A 17,645-nucleotide genomic window follows, 5' to 3' on the forward strand; every position below is an offset into this window, starting at 1 on the left:
CTGGCCAGGCAGCGTCGGGAAAGCTGAATCCGGTGAGTACTGCGGGGGTGTTGCTGGCCGCAGGGGCGGGGACACGATTCACCGCCTCTCAGCACAAGCTGCTTGCGACGATCGACGGCCGAAGCGTGGTGAGCAGAGCGCTCCAATCGCTGTTCGAGGCATCGCTGGACGCCGTCGCCGTCGTGACCGGCGCCGTCGATCTCACCGGCGCGCTCGCTGATGCACGTCACAAGATTGCGCTGATCTCCAACGAGCGCTGGGCGTCGGGTATTGCATCATCGGTACGGTGCGCCGCCGGCTGGGCAGAACGGCAGGGCCACGAAGCAGTCGTGGTCGGCCTTGCCGACCAGCCGTTCGTGATTTCGGCGGCGTGGCGCGCCGTGGCGGCCAGCGCTGGGCCGATCGCAGTTGCCACCTACGACGGCCGTCGAGGCAATCCGGTCCGCCTCGCACGCGAGGTCTGGCCGTTGCTGCCGCACGACGGCGATGAGGGGGCCCGAACGGTGATGCGCCGATTTCCCGAAATCGTGGTGCCGGTAGCCTGCGAAGGGCTACCCGACGACATCGACACCGTGGAGGATCTGAGCCGATGGAGCTGAAGAGTGAATTCCGTGTCGGCATTCCCGTCGAGCAGACTTGGAACACCCTGACCGACGTCGAGTTCATCGCGCCGTGCATGCCGGGCGCGCAGCTCACCGAGATCGACGGCGATGAGTTCAAGGGCGGTGTGAAGATCAAGGTGGGCCCGATCACCGCGCAGTACAAAGGCTCGGCCCGCTTCGTCGAGCTGGACGAGGCGAACCACCGGATCGTGCTGGAGGCCACCGGCCGAGACTCTCGGGGCGCTGGCAATGCAGCCGCGGAGGTGACCGCCCAAATGACCCCCGACGGCGACGGCACAGTCGTGTCGATCACCACCGATCTCAAGATCACGGGCAAGGTGGCCCAGTTCGGCCGCGGGATCATGGCCGATGTGACCGAGAAGCTCATCGGGCAGTTCGTGAGTTCGCTCGAGGAGAAACTGTCCCAGATTGGTGACCAAGATGACCCCGGTGCTGAGGCGGACGATGCCTCCGCTGACGACGCTGAAACGACGGGCGAGGCGGCGGAGACTCCCGCAGAGTCGGGCCCGCGCCAGATCGAGATGGCCGAACCGGAGCCGGTTGACCTGCTCGAGACAGCGGGCAGGCCCTTGCTCAAGCGCATCCTGGCCCCGCTCGCAGTGGTGGTGTTCTTCTTGTTCAATCGTCGCCGCAGGCGCAAGCGCCGCCAAGGCTGAGGGTCCGCCTCCGCGACTCCCCACAGGGCGTTGCTTGTCCGTTGCGCTCGCGGCGCACCTCTGACGCCCGCTCAATCTGAAGCGGTGGCCGAGTTGCTCGGCCGCCCGCCCCAGTGCACCTTCGATGTGGCCGTCGCGCACGACGACGGGCGACCGGTCGTGATTGCCAATGCCCCGCTGCTTGACGACGGACGCCCCATGCCGACCCGCTACTGGCTGGTCGATGCCGACTTGCGCAGGCGGGTGTCCCAGCTTGAGGGCGACGGCGGTGTCCGGATGGCCGAGGCGGCCGTTGACCCAGCGGCGCTCGCTGCTGCCCACCGCTGCTACGCCGCCGAACGGGATGCGCTATTGCCCCAGGATCACCGCGGACCGCGCCCAAGCGGCGGTGTCGGGGGCACGTCGCAGGGCGTGAAGTGCCTGCATGCGCACCTGGCGTACCGGCTGGCGGGCGGCGACGACCCCGTCGGTGACTGGGTGCTTGTACGGCTGGGCCCCGAGGGGTTGGTTCGGTGACTGCCGAGAACCCAGCCGGCCCAGTGGCGGTGGTGGACTGCGGTACGAACAGCACACGGCTGCTCATCGACGACGGCGAGGGTCTGGGTCTGAGGCTGCAGCGGATCACTGGGCTCGGGCGCGGCGTCGACGCTGGCGGTCGGCTGCGGGACGACGCCATAGGCCGTGTGCTCGACGTGCTGGGGGAGTACCGCGAGATCATCGAACGCCGTGAGGTGAACGCAGTGCGGGCGGTGGCGACCAGCGCTGTACGCGATGCAGCGAACGGCGCCGCATTCCTGCAGAAGGCGAGCCGCACGCTCGGCACTGAGGTTGAGCTGCTGGACGGCAACAGCGAGGCGGCATATGGATTCGCCGGAGCCACCTCGGGCCTCGCTGGCGCCCATGCGGGCCCCGCGCTGGTGCTGGACATCGGCGGCGGCTCTACTGAGCTCGCCTACGGCACGCCCGCCGCGAACGCCTTCCCGGTCGACGCCACGTCAGTCGACATGGGATCGGTGCGGTGGACCGAGAGATTCCTGGCATCCGATCCCCCTCAGCCCTCCGAGCTGAGTTCGGCGATCTCGGTCGCTCGCCTGCACCTCGACGACATCGACCGCGAGCACCCGGTCATCGGCCGAGGTGTTCCGGCGGCACGGCTCGTGGGTGTTGCCGGCACTATCACGACGGTGGCTGCGGTAGAGATTGGTCTCGATCCCTACGATCCTGAGATGATCGACGAGTTCGTACTCACCAGGGCTGCAGCCGAGGACGTGTTCCGCACGCTCGCCACCGAGCGACTGGCCGACCGCGTCCACAATCCGGGCCTGCACGTCGACCGGGCGCCCGTGATCGTGGGCGGTTGCTGCATCCTGGTTGCCATCATGCGCCACTGGGAGATCGACGAGTGCTTGGTGCGTGAACGCGATCTTCTCGATGGCATTGCCGCTGAGCTGCGAACGCCGCAGCGCCCCACGGATACCGCAGGAGGCGCTCATGCCGCTCGGTGAGCGCCGACGGCGCGCCAGTACTGTGCGGGGGGTGAGTTGCCTGCGCACCGACCGGCTCGAGCTTCGCCCGCTCGTGTCGTCGGACTTCGCTCAATGGAGTGAGGTTCGCGAACGATGCCGCGACTGGTTGGTGAAATGGGAGCCGTGCCCACCCTCGAGCGCGTCCGATCCGTCGTGCGACCCCCAAGCATTCGCCAACCGTTGCCGCATGCGTGAACGCGAGCGCTCGCTGGGCACCGCGTTCGACTTCGGCCTGTGGCACGAAGGCTGGTTCTGCGGCGAGATCAACATTTCCCATGTGGCACGGGGAGCGTTCCAGAGCGCTCATGTCGGCTACTGGGTCGACGAGCGGCTGGCGGGCAAGGGACTGGTCGCCGAGGGCCTCGTGGCCGTCTTCGAGTTCGCCTTCGAGCAGGCCGGACTTCACCGGGTGCAGGTCTCGATCATGCCCCGCAACGACGCCAGCTTGCGGGTGGTAAAAAAGCTGGGCCTGCGCTCCGAGGGGATCGCGCAGGGCTACATCCAGATCGCCGGCGTCTGGGAAGACCACGTGCGTTTCGGCCTGACGTTGGAGGAATGGCGGGCGGGCCGCGACGAGATGGCAGCGCGGCTGCGAGCCGCTCGCAGCGACGGTGTCGCTCAGTCGTCAGGGTCGGACAGCCACTCCTGACCGGGGCTGCAATCCGCCGAGATCGGGCACCATCGGCACGGCGGGCCGGGCACCCGGCGTGCTTCTCGCTCGGCTGATCGAAGCGTCACGAGCCTTCCGATGCCGTCAACCGTTCGACGCAGTGCACTGTCGAGCACCTCGGCGGTGACTGTTTCGTGTTCGATACGACCCTCTGCGACATAGAACGAGCCCACGCCGAGCGGCGGCACGCCGACTGACAGCGTCTCGACGAGCGCATAGAACCGCAGGTCCTCGGGATCGGTCGGGGTCCGCGAACCGGTCTTGAGGTCGATGATGACCTTGCCGGCACGCTGGCTGCCGTCAGGACCACCCAGCGGCGCTGGCGTTCCCAGAGTCAGGTCGTACTTTCCGGAGAGCACGAAGGCACCGCCGCACAGTCGCGCGCGCGCTTTGACCTCGGCGGCAGGTCGCCAGGATCGTTGCATCGGCGGGAAGGTCTCACCGAACCGCGTGAGCAGTGCAACGCACCCGGCCATCAGGTCGGCGCGCTCGCCAGGACTGGAGTCGGCCAGGAAGCTGCCCAAGTTCTCATCGTCGGCAATGAGGCGCTCGATAGCTGCGTTCACTCCATCGGTGGGCTCGAAGTGTTGGTGAATCGACAATTCGACGGCCTTGTGCAGCACTGTGCCGCGGGCGGTGGGCACGGACCATTCAAAGGGGACCTCAGCATCGGCGAGGTGTCGTGCTTCGCAGCCGAAGACGCCGGCCAGGTCTCGCTTGACTACCCGCAGGCCTCGGCTGTCGAGCTCGCGTGCCGTATCGACCACTTGAGCCAGCGCGTCTTCGGACTGTTGGCGCAACTCAACGGCGAAGTCGTTGGGATAGACGGGCCGCTGCTGCGAAGGCGTGCGGATTGCATCGAGCGTCGCCTGCTGGGCTGGAAGCAGTCCTGTTGCAGTGCCGGCCATCGCTGCCCATTGTGGTCGCCTCCGCGCAGGCCTCGGTGATTGTCAACGCGTGGGGAAGCGTGTCGGTGGCTGTTCGGATAGCTGATGCTCCTATGGTTCGTCAAGCGGCGGGTTGGAGTGTGTTGAGCCAGTCGCGGTAGGCGGGTACGAGGGGGTGGTGGGGTGCTTTGCCGCGTTCGATCACCGAGATGGTTGCGGGCCAGGTGTTGAGCTGGTCGGCGGCGTGGGCGAGGCTGAGGCCGGCGGCTTGTCGTCGGTGTCGGAGCTCGCCTGGGTCGCCGGTGTGGGTGGTGTGGTGGGGGTCGGCGAGCAGGGCGAAGACTTCTCGGGCGATGTAGCGCTTGAGGCATCGGATGATCTCGCGGCGTGATTTGCCTTCTGTTTGGCGGCGCCCGGCATAGGCGCGTGTTCGGGGGCAGGTGGCGAGGCGGACCATGGCGATGCGCCACAGGGCGTGGTTGGCTTGGCGGTCCCCGCCGGGGTTGAGGCGGTGGCGGGTGGTCTTGCCTGAGGACGCCTCGACGGGTGACGCGCCGCACAGAGCGGCGAACGCGGCTTCGGTGGTGAGCCGTTCGGGGTTGTCGCCGGCGGTGATGAGCAGGATCGACGCCGTGTCGGTGCCGATGCCTTTGGCGGCTCGCAGCGCCGGGTTGGCGGTCAAGGTGAGCTCGTCGAGATGGCGGCGCAGCTCGACCAGGTCGGCGTCGAGGGTCTCGTATTGGCGGGCCAGGGTGCGCAGCGCGATCTTTGCCGCCTCGGCGGGCTCGGCGGGGTCGCCGGGACGGAACCGAGCGCACCGAGCCACCCGCTGCGCAGTCGTGAGCGGTTCCAGGGCGCTGCGCAGCCGGTCGGGAGCGGTGACGACGAGATCACGGATCTGATTGGAGATGCGGGTGCGATGGGCACGGGTCGAGCACAACGCGACCCGGATCGCCCGGATCGACTCCACGATCCCGTCGCCGCCCTTGGGAGCCGTGGCCGCCTCGCCGTTGAGCGCGGCGCGGGCCGCGGCCTCGGCGTCGACGGTGTCGGACTTGCCGCGGCGGCGGCGCATCTGGCGGTTCGGCCGGTTCACCTCGACCACCTCGACGCCCGAGCCGACCAGGTGGCGCGTCAGCCCCGCCCCATAGGAGCCGGTGCCCTCCACGCCGACGCGCACCAGCGGCCCGAACGATCCCAGCCACCCCGCCAGCTGGCGATACCCGGCCGGGTCCGCCCCGAACGACGCCGTGGCGAGCACCCGGCCCGCCTGGTCGGCCACCGCAGCGACGTGGACCTCCTTGTGAGTGTCGACGCCCCCGTAGACGCCGATTGGCTGATCAGCCATGATGAACCCCTGCCTTTCTCCCATCTGGGTCAGTCAGGCACCATCGGCCGGGGCGGACAGGACGGTCAAGGTGGTCTCCAAGGCTCCTATGAGGTCACGTCCGCCCGACCGGTCGGTGCGCGCCAGCAGCCCGGGCACCAAGCCGACAGATCAGCCACAAGGCACCAAGCCCGTCACACCCAGGGTCACACCCAGGCCCGAACCACTGGCCCAAACATCATGACCGTCACACCCCCCTGTGATGCTGGGCACATGCCAGCAACACCCCGTACCCACCTTCCCGCACCGCTTCGACTGGTCGATGCATCGCCGGTCCGCAGCCGGCCACACCGTGGGGGAGCCACGCCGTCCCGCACCGAGCGGGGCGTCGAGCGCCCCAGCCCCGATGCATCAGGTCGCTTCGTCCTGACCGTGCGGGCGCTCGCCGCTGCAGCTCGCGACCTGGGCTTGAGCGTTCCGAGCTTTCAAAGCCCGCCGCGCTCCGACCAGCTTGATCGCTCGATCCAACGCAGGCCTCCCGACGATTGCGTAGTAGCGGTGCGTGTGCGTGGCCGTCCATTCGGAGCGGTCGTCGCCGACGCCATCGAGGGGATCGTGGTCTGCAACGAGCTGGGCGCCGGTACTGCGGGCGCAGCCCGTGACGAGCTGTGGCGCGCGGTCGAGGGCGCTGACGAACTGGTCGACGGTGTCGGCATGTCCTCGGGAGCTACGGCACCACGCGGTGCACCAGCACCGGCCAACCACCAGCCCAAGGAGGAATCTGGCTCGCCGCACCCGCTGGACGAGGCCGCTTGAGCATCGGGTGCGCGAGGCTCTCGGCGCGACACACGGGTTGTTCACGGGTCGAGGTGTCGTGATGGCCGCGGAGCGAGCATGATTGCGTCTGCGGCGGCACTCGCCGCGCTGGCTGGCCCGGGTGGCGGAACTGGCAGACGCAGAGGGCTTAAACCCCTCGGCTCCTTCGGGAGCGTGCGGGTTCGAATCCCGCCCCGGGCACCAACCCGCTGCCTACCCAGCGGTCACGTCTGGGCGGCGGCGCGCAGCGACGCAACGGTCTCGGTACCTGGACCGAGGCGTCGGGCTGCAGCATCAACACAGCGCTCGGTCAGCACCCGGTTGAGCGGCGTGGGGATGCCGTACTGCTCGCCGAGCTCGCAGATGCGGCCGTTGAAGTGCTCGACCTCGACGGTCGGGCGCCGGAAGTTCAGGTCCTGCCAGGTCGAGGGGTAGCTGAGCAGCGCAGGGTCGGTAGCCCCCCGGGGCTCGCGCTCTCCAGGTTTCCGCAGGCGTGCGATCCACGGGCGCAATTCGCCCATGTCCTCCATGATCGGCGTGATGCCCGCCGCCTCGAGCACGTTGGCCGCTTCTTCTTCGATGTCGGCCATGAAGATCCGGTTTTCTTCGGAGCAGAACCACTCCTGGACCGGCAGATCGGCGAGCGCCGAGAAGGCGTTCGTCAGGTTCAGCACGAGCTTGCCCCACTTGGCGTCCGCGACCCGCTCTTCAAGCGAACCGTTCATCTCGGCGGCAACGAGGTCATCGACCACTCGTGCACAGAGTTCGTCGGTGCCAGTCGGCCAGCAACCGATCTGAGCCCGGCGCGCGCCGGTGTGGGTGACCACGCCGGGCTCGTCAATGCGAGCTCCGATGCGGACCATGACGCCGTAGGCGCGCAGACCCTGGCTGGCCAGCCACTCCTCGTTGCTGACGCTGTTCTGGAAGCAGAACAGCGGCACGCCCTCGTACAGCTCGCGGTGTTCTTCGACGGCCTCGAACGTGTGTTGGGTCTTCATGGCCAGCAGCACCACGGTGCGGTCATCAAGATCGAGTTCGTGTGCGGCGCGCACGGCCGGCAGCCTGAAATGGCCCTCGGTGTAACCCGAGATCCGCAGCCCGTCGCGCTGCAGAGCTTCCAGATGCTCCCCGCGAGCGACCAGGGCCACCCGGCGCCCCGCTTGGGTCAGCCGAGCTCCGAGCACGCAGCCGATGGCCCCGGCTCCGTGAACGATGTAGTTCAGCTCGGAATCGTCCTCGGCCGAATCGAGATCTGGGACACGTTTCGTCACCACGGCGGTACATCGTGCCAGATGGCCCCGCGTGTCTGAGTGTGGGCCGTGCTTGCCGTTCGCGGCGCGGCGCTACCGTGCTGCTATGCGCGAGTGGAACACGGACCTGCCCAACCTGATGGAGGCGTGGTTCTGGACCCAGCCCGCCGATGTGATCGACGCGGTGATCGCCCGGCACCATGCCGAGGCTCCGTTGGACTGGTTCGAGGAGCCTGACTACGACGACGAAGTTGTCAAACCGGGCCCCGGCTACTGGTGCGTCACCCGGCATGCCGACGTAGCCGCCGTCTCCCGCAACACCGAGGTCTTCAGCTCTGCTGCCGGCATCACCCTGCTGGATGCGCCGCCGGAGTTCACCGAATTCTTCAGTTCGATGATCGCTATGGACGACCCGCGCCACGCCCGGCTGCGGCGCCTCGTCGCCAAGGGATTTACGCCGAGGATGCTGGCCGATCTCGATGGCAGCGTTCAGGCGGCAGCGGCGGACATCGTGGACTCCGTGTGCGAGCAGGGAAGCTGCGATTTTGTGACCGATGTGGCCGCAGCGCTCCCGCTCAAGATCGTGTGCGACCTCATGGGCATTCCGGGGTCGGAGTACCAGGGCGTGTTCGAGGCGACGAACGTCATCTTGGGTATCTCGGATCCCGAGTACCAACCCGAAGATGTCGATTTCCTCACGGCATTGCTCACCGCCGGCGGCCAACTGGCCGAGTTGATGAAGGAAGTCGCCCAGGCAAAGCGCGGCGGCGACGGCACCGATCTCACGAGCGTGCTCGTCAACGCCGAGCTCCCCGACGATCAGCTGAACGACGCCGACTTGGCCAGCTTCTTCGTGCTGCTGGTCGTGGCCGGCAACGAAACCACCCGCAACGCCATCTCGTGGGGGCTCAAGTACCTCACCGACCATCCCGACCAGCGGGCCATCTGGGCTGCGGACTTCGAGGGCGTTGTGCCCACTGCAATCGAGGAGATCGTGCGGCTGTCCAGCCCCGTGGGCTACATGCGCCGGACCGTCACCCGTGACTACGTCTTCGAGGGCCGCGAGATGTGCGAGGGCGACAAGGTCGCAATGCTCTACGTCGCCGCCAACCGCGACCCAGCGGCCTTCGATGACCCCTTCAAGTTCGACGTTCTGCGAGATCCGAACCCGCAGTACGGATTCGGCGGTCCCGGCCCCCACTACTGCCTCGGAGCGCATCTCGCACGGCGTGAGATGACGGTGATGTACCGCGAGCTGTTCGACCGGCTACCGGACATCGTCGCTGTCAGCGAGCCCGACGCCCTGCAAGCAGCGTTCATTCACGGCGTCAAGCACCTCGACGTCGAGTTCACGCCGACGGCTCCGCTGGCTGCCTGACTGGCTGCGCTCGACAGTCGCAGCAACACGCCTGTCCCATAGGGTTCGCGGTATGACGACACCCCAGATCGCACCTGCGACGGGCAAGCTCGGTGTGCTGACGCCCGGCATGGGCGCCGTTGCCACCACGTTCATCGCTGGCGTGCTGGCAATGCGGGCCGGGCTGGCAGCGCCGATCGGGTCGGTGACCCAGATGGCCCATATTCGCCTGGGAGGCCGGGGCGAGGGCCGCAACCCGTTGATTCGCGACTTTGTGCCGCTGGCCAGTCTTGACGACCTGGTGTTCGGCGGCTGGGACCCCATTACGCCGAACGCACTCGAGGGTGCTCGCGCTGCGGGGGTTCTCGAAGAGCGCGACCTCGGCGTGATCTCCCGCGAGCTCGAAGGCATCGTGGCGATGGACGCCGTGTTCGACCCCCGCTGGGTCAGTCGGCTCAAAGGCACCCGTACAAAGCCGCCTATGAGCAAGCTCGATGCGACGCAAGCCCTGATGGACGACATTGAACGCTTCCGCGCTGAGAACGAGTGTGACCGGCTGGTGATGGTGTGGTGCGGGTCGACCGAGGCGTACCAGGAGCCCACCGAGGTGCACGCCAGCGTGGAGGCGTTCGAAGCTGGGCTTGCAGCCGATGACGAGAACATCTCGCCGAGCCAGATGTACGCCTACGCAGCACTTATGAGCGGTGTGCCGTTTGCCAACGGCGCGCCGAACCTGGCGGTCGACATCCCGGTCATGACCGAGCTCGCGGAACGCCGCGGCGTCCCGATCGCCGGCAAGGATTTCAAGACCGGTCAGACACTCATGAAGACGCTGGTAGCGCCGGGGCTCAAGGCTCGAATGCTGGGCCTGCGCGGCTGGTACTCCACCAACATTCTGGGCAACCGCGACGGCGAGGTCCTCGACGATCCCGAGAACTTCAAGACGAAGGAAACCTCCAAGCTGGGCGTTCTCGACACGATCCTGCAGCCGGAGACCTACCCGGATCTCTACGACGAGATCGACCACGTGGTGCGGATCAACTACTACCCGCCGCGTGGAGACAACAAAGAGAGCTGGGACAACATCGACATCTTCGGATGGCTCGGCTACCCGATGCAGATCAAGATCGATTTCCTGTGCCGCGATTCGATCTTGGCGGCGCCCATCGTGCTCGACTTGGCGCTCTTCCTGGATCTCGCCCAGCGTACCGGTCACGGCGGCGTGCAGGAGTGGTTGTCGTTCTACCTGAAGGCGCCGCAGTCCGCAGATCCCGCCGGTCCAGAGCATGACCTGTTCATTCAGCAGACGAAGCTCAAGAACACGCTGCGCGAATGGATGGGCGAGGAGCCGGTCACCCACTCCGAAGCTGGCTGACAGCCGGCTGGTCACGCTCCGCCTTGGCGATCACCTCTGCCGAGCGCGCGTTCTTAGGTCGCTCTCAGGTTGATCTCAGGGGCCTTTCAGATTCGCCTGCCATCGTCAGGGTCGTCACAGAACACCCTGACGAAAGGACTGGCGGAATGGCCGAATCCGGCGAGATCACCCTGCAGAGCGAGATGCCTCACCGCAAACCCAAGCGAGGCCGGCTGCTGGCCGTTCTCCTCGCAGCCCTCCTGGCGGCGGTCGCCGCCATCTCGTTCAGCGTCGGCAGCGTAAGTGCGCAGACGGAGGACACCGACGGCGGCACGCACCGGGGCGGCAAGCACTGGCGATTCGGCACTGCCGAAACGCTGACCGAAGTGCTTGGCATCGACGCTGAGACCTTGCGGACCAAGCTGAAGGAGGGGTCAACCCTGGCCGACATCGCGGCCGAGCAGGGCGTCGAAGTCTCCGACGTGGTCGACGCACTCGTCACGGCGGTCACCGAGCGGGCGGCAGAACATGACAGGGATGTCGACGCCGACGAGCTGACGGCCAAGATCACTGCAATGGTGAACGGCGAGCGGCCCGAGCGATCCGAAGACCCCGACGGTTGGCAACGTCACCGCGGCGGCTTCATGGGCAAGGACCGCTGGGGCAGCCACACCCACTCCGAGGGGTCCAGCTCCACTGCTTCGACGACCGCTGCATCGACCCCCAGCAGCATCCGAAGCGGGCCGGTTTCCTCTCCGCCGGCCCGTTTCGGCGCGCCTGGCTGACCCGATATCTTGCGTGCCATGCCGGGCGACGATACGGAGATTCCGGTCATCAACATTTCCGGCGATACCTCGCTCGCGGCTGCGAGCGAGCAGATCGACGCTGCCTGCCGAGGCATCGGTTTCTTTGCCACTACTGGGCACGGCGTTGAGCACGAACTCCTCGATGGCGTGCTCATGGCCGCAGGTCAGTTCTTCACACAGCCTCTTGCATCCAAGTGCGCGCTCGCAATCGAACTCTCCGGTCATCACCGGGGTTACGCGGGTGTGGAGGGCGAATTGCTCGAGCCAGGGCTGCGTGCCGACTTCAAGGAGACGTTGGACTTCGGCCCCGAACGCTCACTCGATGACCCCGATTGTTCGCCGCTCGAGGGACCGAATCAGTGGCCGGACCTGCCCGGGTTTCGTATGACTGTCGAGGCCTACCAGGAGGCAGTACTCGATGCTGCGAAACGCCTGCTGCGCTTGATTGCCGAGGCCCTCGACCTACCGCCGTCCTTCTTTGGTCAGCGCCTCGTGCGGCCCCTGGTCGGCACCCGTCTCATCAGGTACCCCGCTGTCGGCGAACCGCTTTTGGACCAGCTGGGTTGCGGTGCCCACAGCGACTACGGCTGCGTAACGCTCTTGCACACCGACGGAACGCCCGGACTGCAGCTGGCGGACGTCGACGGGCAGTGGCACGACGTCGTCGCACCGGCGGGCAGCTTCATCGTGAATCTGGGCGACATGCTGGCCCGCTGGACGAATGATCGGTATCGCGCCACGGTTCACCGGGTGCAGTCGCCGCGCGCCGCCGACCGATACTCGGTGCCGACGTTTGTCAACCCGTCCTTCGACACGGTCGTCGAGTGCCTGCCGAGCTGCCTCGGCGAAGGCGAGCAGCCGAAGTACCCGCCCACGACGTCGGGCGTGTACCTCCAGTCGCGTTTCGACGAGACCTTCGCGTACCGCCAGTAGCTCTCCACTTCGCAGCGGCCGCGGCGACCTAGCCGCAGATTGCGTCGAGGGTCTGTTGGCTGGGGGCGAAGTAGTGCGAACCTGACGCCGGCGTCGAATAGTCAGTGAGCCCGTCGCGTACTCCGTCAGCGGCATCGAGGCCGTACATGAGACGCATCCGTTCGCGCAGCGGCGCCTGCGACGCCGAGAAGCCGAGGAAGTACAGTCCGACCGTGCCGTCGTGGACTGCATACGGCGTCGAGCGGCGCCACATCTCGTCGCGCTCGGGGCTGCCGCTCAATCCATGGTTCCCATCGACACGCAGCTCGACATGGCGCAGATGACTCTGCGGCGCCTGAACCGCCAGCTTGTCAGTGCCCGGCCACTTGCGCCGGCCGATGATGTCCTGCTGCTCGCGGGTGGCAAGTCGTTCCCACGCCCCGAGGTCGTGCACCCAGCGCTGTGCGTTGACGTGGCTGCCGCCCGCTCCGGGCTCGCCGGCGGGAACCGTCGCCACGGCGACCCGCTCGTCATCGTCGGGGTTTCCGAGGCCGTCCACGAACCCGGTCATGTCGAGCGATTCGCCATAGACGAATGCCGGCGTCTCGCGCGCCACTGCGAAATGCGGCCGCAGTGAGATCCGGGTGTCGTACTGGGCCTTCCACACGTCGTGCGTGCGTGATCCGTGGAACCACAGCAACAGTTCTTCCTGCGTGGCCATGGCTCGGCGGCCCGAATCGTCGGCGGACTCGATCGTCTCGTAAGGCCCGAAGTCGTCGGGTACGTCGTCGGTGAGCTCGCCCAGCAGCGCTGGGCCGAAGCCCATCAGCAACTCCAGGCCGGCCGAAGCACACGCTGCACGCGCTTCGCCAAGCACAGCACCCAGCCAGCCCAGGTCGAATCCACTCCCACCCGCTGATGGGCGGCTCAGGTGCAGGTACCACTGGCAGGGGCCCAAGTCGGCGAAGATCGCCCGCTGGGAAGTCGGAGCGGTGCTCATCGGACCGCGAAGACGGCGATGCGGGCCCACTGGTTGGGATCCGCTTCGTCCGCGCCGCCATAGATGGGCCGCAGCTCGTAGTGCAGCTCGGTGATGTGCCCGTCTGCGCGGCACTGCTCGAGCCAGTCGCCGAATCCGGACTCGTCGAAGTGAGCCGAGTTGATCCCCAGCGCGCAATGCGCACCAGTGCGTGCCACCCGCAGCAGCTCCGAGATCGTGTCGGGACCGAGATGTCCGTGAGTGAATGTGCCTGCGCTCACGATGCCGTCGTAGGACTCATCAGCGAGATCGATGCGGCCGGTGAGGTCGGCTTCGACGAGCTGCCGGTAGGTAGGCCGACTGTCGTGGGTCTTGGTGCCGGCCTTCGCCAGCATCTCCGTCGAAATATCGATGCCATCGATCACCGTCACGCCCAGCCTCGCCAGCTCGTCACCCACGATGCCGGTGCCACAGCCTGCATCGAGTACCGGTCGGTCAAAGGCGGCCATGCCGGCGCAGAACACCTCGGCCACCTGCTGGTGGTACACGTAGCGGCTCTCGACGATGAACTCCGACTCGTATGTCGCCGCCCACGACGCGTACAGCTCGCGGTTGGCGTCCGGTCCCTCGACCGCATACGCCTCGTCGAGCCCGAGCCCGTCTGGGGATTTCGAGGCTGCCGATTGTGCTGCCGTTTGTCTCGTCATCGTCCCTCGACGCTAGTGATCACCTCCGGACGGCCCCTAAGAGCCTTAGCGGATAGGCGGCGATGCCCGGCGGCCCCGACGGCCTGGACTTTGTGCAGAAATGCCGCCACAGACGGCAAACTTGCACAACGAAGGCGTGACAGCAACTTTTCGAGACGCCACCACCTATCCGCGCGGCACCTAGACGAGCAGCGGATCGGTCATCACCTCAACGAGCGCAGGGCCCCGGTGGGCGAGGGCGTCCGACAGTGCCGAGTCCAGCTCATCTGCCGATGTCACCTCGCGCCCCATCGCACCGCACAACTGCGCGAAGGACGCGAATCCGGGGTTGTGCAGCGAGGTCTGCCACACGTCGAGCTCGGCCGCTCGCTGCTCCTTGGAGATCTTCCCCAGCTCGCCGTTGTTGAGCAGCACGTGGGTGATGTTCATGCCGTACTTCACGGCGGTCGTCAACTCCATGGCGTACTGGCCGAAGCCGCCGTCGCCTGACACGGAGACCACAGACCGCTCCGCCCACGGCGATCCGTCGACACCCGGTGCGCGCTGGGTTGCGGCCCAGCACCCCATCGCAGCGGGGAATGCGAAGCCGATGGACCCTAGGTATCCCGACATCAGCACGGTCTGCCCGCACGGCTCGAAGTAGCGGCCGAAGGAGTAGGCGTGATTGCCGACATCCACCGTCATGATGGCGTCGGCCGGAACGAGGCGACTCAGAGCCTCGAAGACGACCGCCGAGTTCATGCCGCTGCCCCGGTCGTCGTCGCGCCGGCTCTGTTTTTCCGCACGCCAGATGTCCCAACGCGCTGCCACCTCGGCCGCGGCCGTACCTGAGACGGCCCGGCTGCGCAACGCTTCGGCGAGCGCCCGTGCCGCCACGCCCACGTCGGCCAGCATCGGCACCGTCACCGCATGGAACCGCCCCAGCGCCATCGGGTCGAAGTCGACCTGCACGATCGGCTTGTACGACGCAATGCCGGTGTGATTCGCGAATGACACGCCGAAGGTCACCAGCGCGTCGGCCTCGTTCATGAACCAGCTGGCAATCGGCGTACCTGAGCGGCCCAGCACCCCGCAGGCCAGCGGGTGCTGGTCGGCAATCAGACCCTTGCCCTTGAACGTCGTGGCGACCGGCGCATCGATCGCTTCGGCCAGCGCCACGATGTCGTCGATACCGCTGCGGGCGCCGTGCCCCACAATGATCATCGGCCGCGCCGCGCCCGACAGCACATCGATTGCCGCGTCGAGCGCGCTCGCCGCGGGCGAGACCGCCCGGTCGCCGGTGCGGCCCTGCGGCGATCCGGCATCACCGCGGCCCCCGTCGGGCGCCCGAAGCACCTGCACCTCGTCGGGAAGCATCAGGTGTGCCACGTCGCGCTCCACCAACGCCGTCTTGCAGGCCAGGTTCATCAGCTCTGCTGCGTCGGAGCCGGCCTGGACGGTCTGGGAATAGCGCGCTACGTCGGCGAAGGCCGCTGACAGGTCGGTGTCCTGAAATGCGCCCCTGCCACGCACGCTCGACGGCACCTGGCCCGACAGCGCCAGCACCGGCGCCCGATCCATCTTGGCGTCATACAGCCCGGTCAGCAGGTTGGTACTGCCCGGCCCGGCAATCGCAAAGCACGCGGCCAGACTCCCGGTCAGCTTTCCGTAGGCGGTCGCTGCGAAGGAGGCGGCGCCCTCGTGGCGCACACCGATGAACTGCAGCGAGCCGCGAGCCTCGGCCTCTCGCAGTGCATCGGCGAAGCCCAGGTTTGAGTGCCCCACCATGCCGAAGACCCACCCGACGCCCCACGCGGTCATGGTCTCGACGAGCTGGTCCGACACGGTTCGAGTCCGGGTGGCCGAAACCGGCAGAGCCACGTAGACACCGTCGGGCCGGACCTCGGTGCGGTAGGCGGCAGGTGCATCGTCGAATGGGGGCGGCGGCTTGCCATTGCTGGGGGAGTAGTCGTAGCCATGCCACGGGCAGCGCAGCCAACCGCCCTCGATGCTGCCCTCGCCGAGCGGACCGCCCTGATGCGGGCAGGCGTTGGCGAGGCACCCGAATCCTGTATCCGTGCGAGTGACGCACAGGCTCTCGCGCTCGACGGTCACCGCGGTGACCCGGCCGACATCGAGTTCGTCGACGCCGATCAGCCGGTGCCAGGCAAACGCGCCGTCGGGCAGCGCTGGCACTGCGACGCTTGGCGTCTCGCTCGGATCCGGATCCTGAGTCGTGTTACTCATCGCCCACCCCCGTTCGGTTCGGGCTCATCGTCTCATACCCCACCCCGGTCTCAGTAGTCGCGGAGGGGCGGCAGACATTCCTGCGCGGCCCTAGCGTTCACGCTGTGCTCTACCTCGTTCGTCACGCTTCCGCTGGCGATCGGCGGGCCTGGCAGGGTGACGACAGCGTCCGACCTCTTGACTCGAAGGGCTTGGCCCAGGCGGCGGCCATCGCCGAGTTGCTCTCCGCAGCAGCAGTGCGCCGAGTGTTGTCGAGCCCGTCGGTGCGCTGCGTCCAGACCGTCGAACCGCTCGCCGCAGCGCTGGGACTCGACATCGGGATCGCTGTCGAGCTCGACGAGGGCGCCGATGGCTCGCGCACGGAAGCCATGCTCGATTACCTGTGCGGCCTGCCAGGGGACAGCGTGTTGTGCAGCCACGGTGACGTCATTCCCGAAGTGCTGTGGCGCCTCGCCCACCGGGGAGTCGACGTCACCCCGAGCCGCTGCAAGAAGGCGTCCGTCTGGGAGCTTCACGTTGTCGACGGCGCCGTCACCCACGGGGTCTACCGGCCTCCCCGCTTGTTCGCCGCTGGCACTTCGTGATGCTCTCGCTCGATGCCGCAGCGGTGCGGCGGGCCACGCCGTGGAACGAGCTGATGGAGGCGATTGCCCAGATGCTCCTCGACGGTGGCGCCACGGTGCCCCAGCGGGAGGTGCACGATGTGGCCCTGCCCGACGGAGGCACTGGCTCGCTGCTGGTCATGGCCGCATGGGTTGATCGCGAACTGCTCGGAGTGAAAGCCGTCACGTATTACCCCTCCAATGCGGGCACCGACCTGCCGATCATCAGTGCGGGCTACCTGATGTTCGACGGCCAGACGGGCCAGCTCGCTGCTGTGCTTGACGGCGACGAGCTCACGCTGCGGCGCACGGCCGCCGTCTCAGCGCTGGCCGCTGATCGCCTGGCCCGTTCCGATGCGGATCGGTTGCTCGTTGTCGGTACGGGCAAGCTGGCACCCAACCTCGCGCTCGCCCATGCCGCGGTCCGGCAATTCGGCGTCATTGAGGTCTGGGGACGGGATCGGGCCAAGGCCGCTGCAGTGGCGCGCGCACTCGAAGACCACGGCCTGCCGGCCCGACCTGCTCCCTCGCTTGACGTCGCAGTCGAGCGTGCCGACATCGTCACCTGCGCCACTGGCGCGACCAGCCCGCTGGTGTGCGGCAGCCTCCTGCAGCCCGGCACGCATCTCGACCTCGTGGGCGGCTTCCGCGCCGACATGCGCGAGGCCGACGATGCCGCGGTCGTTCGATCGACGTTGTTCGTCGACACGCGCGCCGGAGCAGTGCTCGCAGGTGATCTCGCCCAACCGCTCGCCGACGAACTCATTACGAGCGACTCGATCGCAGCCGACTTGGCGGCACTTGTCGCCGGCAACCATCCCGGGCGCACCTCGGATTCCGAGATCACCCTGTTCAAGTCAGTCGGTTTCGCCTTGTCGGACTTGGCCGGAGCCCAGCTGGTGCACCGCCGCCTCGGCGGCGACATCTCTGCCAATGACTGAACCTCT

17 protein-coding genes, 1 tRNA gene and 1 pseudogene are annotated in these 17,645 nt (G+C 67.4%); 13 read left to right on the plus strand and 6 right to left on the minus strand.

Annotated elements, in window-relative coordinates; translation table 11 throughout:
* Positions 1-32 precede the first annotated feature (32 nt).
* The 5 genes from ACPXYO_RS06660 (at position 33) to ACPXYO_RS06680 (ending at position 3,454) form a co-directional block, all read left to right on the plus strand.
* Entirely contained in the window at positions 33-599 is a 567-nt protein-coding gene (locus tag ACPXYO_RS06660; RefSeq protein WP_423917988.1) for a nucleotidyltransferase family protein, read from the plus strand.
* Positions 590-1,279, plus strand: a complete 690-nt coding sequence (locus tag ACPXYO_RS06665) for an SRPBCC family protein (RefSeq protein WP_423917990.1) — start codon at positions 590-592, stop codon at positions 1,277-1,279. Before ACPXYO_RS06660 ends, ACPXYO_RS06665 begins: the two co-directional genes overlap by 10 nt.
* Before the next feature lie 84 nt (positions 1,280-1,363).
* Positions 1,364-1,795 carry a DUF501 domain-containing protein gene (locus tag ACPXYO_RS06670; RefSeq protein WP_423917993.1) on the plus strand — a complete coding sequence of 144 codons (432 nt, stop codon included), beginning with the start codon at positions 1,364-1,366 and terminating at the stop codon, positions 1,793-1,795.
* A complete protein-coding gene (locus ACPXYO_RS06675; RefSeq protein ID WP_423917995.1) occupies positions 1,792-2,784 on the plus strand; it encodes an exopolyphosphatase in 993 nt (330 codons plus the stop codon). The genes ACPXYO_RS06670 and ACPXYO_RS06675 overlap by 4 nt, the downstream gene beginning before the upstream one ends.
* Positions 2,771-3,454, plus strand: a complete 684-nt coding sequence (locus ACPXYO_RS06680) for a GNAT family N-acetyltransferase (protein WP_423917998.1) — start codon at positions 2,771-2,773, stop codon at positions 3,452-3,454. The genes ACPXYO_RS06675 and ACPXYO_RS06680 overlap by 14 nt, the downstream gene beginning before the upstream one ends.
* Here ACPXYO_RS06680 and ACPXYO_RS06685 read toward each other — a convergent pair.
* Together ACPXYO_RS06685 and ACPXYO_RS06690 are read right to left on the minus strand one after the other, a co-directional pair.
* Positions 3,424-4,383: a PD-(D/E)XK nuclease family protein gene (locus ACPXYO_RS06685; protein WP_423918000.1), complete on the minus strand. Its 960-nt coding sequence runs from the start codon at positions 4,381-4,383 to the stop codon at positions 3,424-3,426. The two genes, ACPXYO_RS06680 and ACPXYO_RS06685, sit on opposite strands and share 31 nt — an antisense overlap.
* Before the next feature lie 307 nt (positions 4,384-4,690).
* Positions 4,691-5,710: pseudogene (locus tag ACPXYO_RS06690) on the minus strand (IS110 family transposase); the annotation flags it as partial.
* Positions 5,711-5,962: 252 nt separating this feature from the next.
* Here ACPXYO_RS06690 and ACPXYO_RS06695 point away from each other — a divergent pair.
* The gene (locus ACPXYO_RS06695) at positions 5,963-6,505 is read left to right on the plus strand and encodes a hypothetical protein (RefSeq protein WP_423918003.1); all 543 of its coding nucleotides are present in this window, start codon (positions 5,963-5,965) and stop codon (positions 6,503-6,505) included.
* 115 nt (positions 6,506-6,620) lie between these two features.
* Positions 6,621-6,709: transfer RNA gene (locus ACPXYO_RS06700), tRNA-Leu, on the plus strand.
* A gap of 20 nt (positions 6,710-6,729) precedes the next feature.
* Here the strand turns inward: ACPXYO_RS06700 and ACPXYO_RS06705 are convergent.
* Positions 6,730-7,779, minus strand: coding sequence for a ketopantoate reductase family protein (locus ACPXYO_RS06705; protein WP_423918006.1), 1,050 nt, complete (start codon positions 7,777-7,779; stop codon positions 6,730-6,732).
* Between the two features lie 82 nt (positions 7,780-7,861).
* On the opposite strand from ACPXYO_RS06705, the gene ACPXYO_RS06710 reads away from it, so the two are divergent.
* From ACPXYO_RS06710 to ACPXYO_RS06725, 4 genes are all read left to right on the plus strand, one after another.
* Complete coding sequence (locus ACPXYO_RS06710) at positions 7,862-9,133, plus strand: cytochrome P450 (RefSeq protein WP_423918009.1); 1,272 nt, start codon at positions 7,862-7,864, stop codon at positions 9,131-9,133.
* 52 nt (positions 9,134-9,185) lie between these two features.
* Complete coding sequence (locus ACPXYO_RS06715; protein WP_423918012.1) at positions 9,186-10,487, plus strand: inositol-3-phosphate synthase; 1,302 nt, start codon at positions 9,186-9,188, stop codon at positions 10,485-10,487.
* A gap of 146 nt (positions 10,488-10,633) precedes the next feature.
* On the plus strand, positions 10,634-11,251 hold the full coding sequence (locus tag ACPXYO_RS06720) for a hypothetical protein (protein ID WP_423918015.1): 618 nt from the start codon (positions 10,634-10,636) through the stop codon (positions 11,249-11,251).
* Positions 11,252-11,269: 18 nt separating this feature from the next.
* Positions 11,270-12,205 (plus strand): isopenicillin N synthase family dioxygenase, encoded by a 936-nt coding sequence (locus ACPXYO_RS06725; protein ID WP_423918018.1) that lies wholly within the window; start codon positions 11,270-11,272, stop codon positions 12,203-12,205.
* Between the two features lie 28 nt (positions 12,206-12,233).
* Here the strand turns inward: ACPXYO_RS06725 and ACPXYO_RS06730 are convergent, their stop codons facing one another.
* From ACPXYO_RS06730 to ACPXYO_RS06740, 3 genes are all read right to left on the minus strand, one after another.
* Entirely contained in the window at positions 12,234-13,184 is a 951-nt protein-coding gene (locus ACPXYO_RS06730) for a Dyp-type peroxidase (protein ID WP_423918021.1), read from the minus strand.
* Positions 13,181-13,870 carry a class I SAM-dependent DNA methyltransferase gene (locus ACPXYO_RS06735; RefSeq protein WP_423918023.1) on the minus strand — a complete coding sequence of 230 codons (690 nt, stop codon included), beginning with the start codon at positions 13,868-13,870 and terminating at the stop codon, positions 13,181-13,183. The genes ACPXYO_RS06730 and ACPXYO_RS06735 overlap by 4 nt, the downstream gene beginning before the upstream one ends.
* Positions 13,871-14,050: 180 nt before the next feature.
* Positions 14,051-16,096 carry a thiamine pyrophosphate-binding protein gene (locus ACPXYO_RS06740; RefSeq protein ID WP_423918026.1) on the minus strand — a complete coding sequence of 682 codons (2,046 nt, stop codon included), beginning with the start codon at positions 16,094-16,096 and terminating at the stop codon, positions 14,051-14,053.
* A gap of 104 nt (positions 16,097-16,200) precedes the next feature.
* On the opposite strand from ACPXYO_RS06740, the gene ACPXYO_RS06745 reads away from it, so the two are divergent.
* Both ACPXYO_RS06745 and ACPXYO_RS06750 read left to right on the plus strand, forming a co-directional pair.
* Complete coding sequence (locus tag ACPXYO_RS06745; RefSeq protein WP_423918029.1) at positions 16,201-16,680, plus strand: SixA phosphatase family protein; 480 nt, start codon at positions 16,201-16,203, stop codon at positions 16,678-16,680.
* Positions 16,680-17,639 carry an ornithine cyclodeaminase family protein gene (locus tag ACPXYO_RS06750; protein ID WP_423918032.1) on the plus strand — a complete coding sequence of 320 codons (960 nt, stop codon included), beginning with the start codon at positions 16,680-16,682 and terminating at the stop codon, positions 17,637-17,639. The genes ACPXYO_RS06745 and ACPXYO_RS06750 overlap by 1 nt, the downstream gene beginning before the upstream one ends.
* Positions 17,640-17,645: the final 6 nt, after the last annotated feature.

The sequence above is a fragment of the Candidatus Poriferisodalis sp. genome (genome assembly GCF_965237655.1).
Taxonomy (GTDB): domain Bacteria; phylum Actinomycetota; class Acidimicrobiia; order Acidimicrobiales; family Poriferisodalaceae; genus Poriferisodalis.

Bases quoted from the DNA above. Each gene is read 5' to 3' on its own strand.
- ACPXYO_RS06685 (WP_423918000.1), bottom strand. From the start codon at position 4,383: ATGGCCGGCACTGCAACAGGACTGCTTCCAGCCCAGCAGGCGACGCTC.
- ACPXYO_RS06720 (WP_423918015.1), top strand. From the start codon at position 10,634: ATGGCCGAATCCGGCGAGATCACCCTGCAGAGCGAGATGCCTCACCGC.
- ACPXYO_RS06680 (WP_423917998.1), top strand. From the start codon at position 2,771: ATGCCGCTCGGTGAGCGCCGACGGCGCGCCAGTACTGTGCGGGGGGTG.
- ACPXYO_RS06740 (WP_423918026.1), bottom strand. From the start codon at position 16,096: ATGAGTAACACGACTCAGGATCCGGATCCGAGCGAGACGCCAAGCGTC.
- ACPXYO_RS06665 (WP_423917990.1), top strand. From the start codon at position 590: ATGGAGCTGAAGAGTGAATTCCGTGTCGGCATTCCCGTCGAGCAGACT.
- ACPXYO_RS06710 (WP_423918009.1), top strand. From the start codon at position 7,862: ATGCGCGAGTGGAACACGGACCTGCCCAACCTGATGGAGGCGTGGTTC.
- ACPXYO_RS06735 (WP_423918023.1), bottom strand. From the start codon at position 13,870: ATGACGAGACAAACGGCAGCACAATCGGCAGCCTCGAAATCCCCAGAC.
- ACPXYO_RS06725 (WP_423918018.1), top strand. From the start codon at position 11,270: ATGCCGGGCGACGATACGGAGATTCCGGTCATCAACATTTCCGGCGAT.
- ACPXYO_RS06750 (WP_423918032.1), top strand. From the start codon at position 16,680: ATGCTCTCGCTCGATGCCGCAGCGGTGCGGCGGGCCACGCCGTGGAAC.
- ACPXYO_RS06715 (WP_423918012.1), top strand. From the start codon at position 9,186: ATGACGACACCCCAGATCGCACCTGCGACGGGCAAGCTCGGTGTGCTG.
- ACPXYO_RS06730 (WP_423918021.1), bottom strand. From the start codon at position 13,184: ATGAGCACCGCTCCGACTTCCCAGCGGGCGATCTTCGCCGACTTGGGC.
- ACPXYO_RS06695 (WP_423918003.1), top strand. From the start codon at position 5,963: ATGCCAGCAACACCCCGTACCCACCTTCCCGCACCGCTTCGACTGGTC.